The organism is Campylobacter concisus, from assembly GCF_902460875.1.
In the GTDB taxonomy this organism is placed as follows: Bacteria; Campylobacterota; Campylobacteria; order Campylobacterales; family Campylobacteraceae; genus Campylobacter_A; species Campylobacter_A concisus_AA.
In genome coordinates this window covers 1-4243 of record NZ_CABPVR010000006.1, presented here as the reverse complement: position 1 = coordinate 4243, position 4243 = coordinate 1, and the positions used below count along the sequence as shown (strand labels likewise).

At 35.9% G+C, this 4243-nt stretch carries 4 protein-coding genes; all 4 read right to left on the bottom strand.

Annotation, left to right across the window (positions count from 1 at the left end):
- On the bottom strand, positions 1-835 hold an 835-nt coding region (locus F3H01_RS03520; protein ID WP_223155350.1), incomplete at its 3' end, for a phosphatidylserine decarboxylase.
- A 1-nt stretch (position 836) separates the two neighbouring features.
- The gene (locus tag F3H01_RS03515; protein ID WP_149702571.1) at positions 837-1949 is read right to left on the bottom strand and encodes a metallophosphoesterase; all 1113 of its coding nucleotides are present in this window, start codon (positions 1947-1949) and stop codon (positions 837-839) included.
- 220 nt (positions 1950-2169) lie between these two features.
- Positions 2170-3537, bottom strand: coding sequence for a multiheme c-type cytochrome (locus F3H01_RS03510; RefSeq protein ID WP_103640661.1), 1368 nt, complete (start codon positions 3535-3537; stop codon positions 2170-2172).
- A 9-nt stretch (positions 3538-3546) separates the two neighbouring features.
- Positions 3547-4119 (bottom strand): cytochrome c3 family protein, encoded by a 573-nt coding sequence (locus tag F3H01_RS03505; RefSeq protein ID WP_009294580.1) that lies wholly within the window; start codon positions 4117-4119, stop codon positions 3547-3549.
- Positions 4120-4243: the final 124 nt, after the last annotated feature.

Genomic DNA, 4243 nt, shown 5'->3' with positions numbered 1-4243 from the left:
AGACAAAGCCGATCTTTGTTTGCTCTTTAAAATTTATCTCGCCTAGGCTTACGCCCTCAAGTCCAGCAAATTTAAGCTCTTTATTTTCAAAGAGATTGTATTCGATTGCATCTTTTTCGCTAAGTATCACAATAGTTGAGCCAAGTTCAAAATTTCCGAGGCGCTCGCCCTTTTTGATATGTAAATTTTCATACTCGTAAATTTGTGTAAAATTTGCCATCGCATTTGTCTGTATACGCTCATCAAAACAAAATTTCATCTTTCCGACATTTAGCGCACCTACAAAAACAAGCCAAAGCTTCTTACCATTTTTTATCTCACAAAATAGCGCTACGCGTTCGTTCTTTGTATAAAGGCTGTCTACTTTTGCAAGCCATTTTGTAGCCACGCTATAAAGCTTACCCGGAATGTATACGGCTTTTTTAATGGCAATATCGCAAGGTGCATGATAATGATGATAATCTTTTGGGCTAAGATAGATATTTGCAAAGTCATATTCGCCCTCAAGCTTGTTCTGCCCCAATAGCTCACTTACACTATACTCCATGCCTTTTATGCTAAAGGCCCTTAGCTCCTTTGTGCTGCCAAAACTAAGACAAGTACCATCAACTGGGCTTATAAACATCTCATCTGCTGCATCAAAATCTCTTGGTTTTATGAGCCTTCTAGTAAAAAGCTCATTTAAATTTTTATATTCATTTGCTGGCTTAAACTCGCTCATATCTATCTTAAACAGCTTTATGTAAAAAGAATTTATGGCTTCTTGAAGTGGTTTGAAAAAGTTAATCTTTGCAACCTTTCCAAAAATTTGAGAAAACAGATTGTCTTTATTCATTTTATTCCTTACTTAAATTTAATATTGCAATCTCACTTGGGGCAAAAATTCTAACAGGAGGCCCCCAAAATCCAGCACCACTGCTAACATAAGCTTGCATTTTATCATTAATCTTATAAAGGCCATGTAAAAGTCCCTGGTCAAGCAAAACCAAAAGACCAAAAGGAAAAATTTGACCAGCGTGTGTATGACCGCAAAGCACTAGATCAACGTCTTGCTGCATTGATTTTATAAATTTTGGCTGATGAGAGAGTAAGATAGTAGGTAGCGACGGGTCACATCCCATCAATGCTTCATCTAAATTTGGCTCTAAATGCTTAAATCTAATGCCAGCTAAATCGTAAACACCAGCTAGATTTATACTCGCAATTTTTTTGTTTTTATTACCTAAAATTTCTATGCCAAGAGAACTGATCTTTTCTAAAATACCATCTATCCCGTGATAATACTCATGATTGCCAGGGACATAAAAAGTCCCATAAGTGCTTTTAAGACTTTTTAATGGCTCCAAAAAATCTCCTATAAAAGCAGCATTTACATCAACTAAGTCGCCCACTATCACTACGATGTCAGGATTCGCCAAATTTATGTCATTGACGAGTTTTTTCATAAAATCTTTCTGCAGAAATTCTCCTATATGCACGTCCGTTATCATGGCTATTTTTAGGGTGCTTTGTAAATTTTTTATTTTTATATCTACTTGTCTGATCTTTGGCGGAGTAAGTGCGTTAAAAATTCCTTTCAAAAAGCAAGCGACTATAAAAATGACAAATGTTACATCAAAGCAAAATTTAATAAATTTTCGTCTTGTGGGATTAAAATAAGCTTTTGAGAAAATGGATCTAACAACATCATAAAACAAACTAATGCCGAATAAAAATAGCGAAAAACCAATGAGTGTCCCTGCTATCAGATAGAGTTCTATATTTAAAAAAGAAAATCTTAGCTGAAGAACAAATACAAACTCAAACACACTAATAATATAGAAAAATATACGAATTTTTTTAAGATGCGGTGTAAAAAACGATACCTTTTTTATAAAACGTTTGTATGAGTATAAATTTGTAAGAGCACTAAAGACAAATGCCCCGATAATGATCCGAAAAAGTCCCAAAAAATCTCCTTGAAAACAAAGATTATATTTTATATTTTTAAATTTACATTATAAATTTTATTAATTACATAGAATAATTTGTAGTGCTAAGCCGTATGATTTTATAATTTAAATTTATAAAAATAATTATTAAAAGGTATTTGCTTTAGGATAATAACTAAAAGATAAAATTTTGGAATTTAAAAATAAAAAGGTGGGAAAACTCCCACCTTAAAAAGAATTACTGGACTTTGCCAGACTCAATTCTTTCTTTATAGATTTTGCGAAGTTTTCTAATGTCGTTCTTAACTTCGAATACACCATGCCAGTGTGAGTAGTCAGGGCCACCCATTAGAGCGCCTTGTCTCATACGACGACCTTCATGGTGCCACATATGATAATAGACATCTTGGAATTCATCTGACCAAGCATCTTCTAGTAGTAGGTTTTTAGCTTTCAACTCTTCAAGCATCTTAGTTGCTTCAGCGCTATAAACGTTATAAAGCTCTACTTGTTTATCACCCATAATGAAGAAGTTATCTGTGTGAGTTGTAGAGTGGCAAGCTTTACAAACTAGTTTCATCTCAGCTCTTGCTGCTTCTGGTCCATTTGGATGACCTGCAAGTGGCGTTCCTATGGTTAGTTTGCCAGTTTTTTCGTAAACAACAGCAGCTTGTTCATCACCAGCTGTTCTTAGCTTACTGCTGATGCCCCATAGGTTCCATTTTAGTCTTCTTGAAACGTTGTGAGTTGTTGTTGTTTCACCAACACCACTCATGTGGCAAGCTGCACAAGTTGGAGCTCTAAAGTCTGGTACATCCCATGTATCAGGAGCAGCATCAAAGTTCCATTTGTGAGCTTCACTGTTATAGATATGTCCGTGCATTGAGTTGTTAAAGATCTCAATATCTGGGTGATCAGGTCCAAGGTGGCAAGATGCACAAGCAGCTGGTTTTCTAGCTTCAGCTACGCTAAATGTGTGCGCGCTGTGACATGATTTACAGTTACCTACGCCACCATCTGGATAAACATTGCCTATACCATAGTTTGGCCAAGTCTCTTTTGTAGGTTTGTGATCAGCGTCTAGTTTGATGACGGTTCCGTGGCACTGAGAACAACCAGTAGCGTCTGGAGCCATTTTGTATTCTGGATGATCCATACCTTCATAGTGATACATTAGTTTCACCATTGCAGGATTAGCATACATTTGCATAGCAGCTCTTGCGTGACCGCTCTTTACTAGTTCATCAACTTCGTTTTCGTGGCACTTAGCACAAGTTTTTGGGCTAACTAGCATTGAAACATGGTTGTTAGAATCTTTTGGATGCACCTTAACTGAAGCCATAGGATTATCTGCATTTACAGAGTGGCAATCCATACAACTTACGCCAACGTGAGCGTGGCGACTATTTTTCCAATCGGCAACTATGCCGGGTGTCTCTTTAGCGTGGCACTCAACACAGCTTTTTGATAAGTCTGACATTTTGTGAGCAACTTTAATGTTTTTTACAACATTAAGGTTTAAAGCGTCAGATTTATTTGCATCCATGTTTGCGGCAAAGCCAAAAGACATTAGACAGGCTAATAACATTAGCGACTTTTTAAACATCTCTCCTCCTTACTTGGTTTTATTGTTTTCTTGTTTTTTAATTGCTTCAAATTTATCGATTTGTAGTCCTAAATTCTTGTGACCAACGTGCTCGTGGCAGTCAACACATGATTTTTTATTAGGATTTCCAAGAACGAAATAATCTCTATGTGGCAAGAATGATTTACCAGCTTGAATAACATTTTTTAAATTTGAGTGGCAAGTCAAACATCCACTATCATAAACAAAGTGAGATGCATGCTCGCGTTTTTTGCGCCAGTCGATCTTGTCCGTATCTGTAAAAAATGTCTTATAACCATCATTTATCGATACTTTAAGTTTTGTAAGTACATAGGTATAGGCACTTGTATGATTTAGGTGACAGGCTGAACATTCAGCTTTTATGCCAAGCTTGTTATTGCCGCCGTGTACATCTTCATGATATGCAGCATTCATAGGATCCATAGTGTGGCAAATGGTACAGATGTAGCCGCTACCAGTTGCATGAAGTGCATCAGCAATACCCATAGACGCAATAAGTCCGATCACAATGCCGATAATAACAGATGACCAAACAAAAAATTTCTTCTTAACTTCAGCCAAAATCTCCTCCTGAATTTATCAATATATCGTAAATTTTTACGAAAATTTTAAGTGAATGTTATCTAAAAAAATATAAATTTTTTCTTTAAGTAAATAAAAATATTTATTTGATATTAACTTTCAA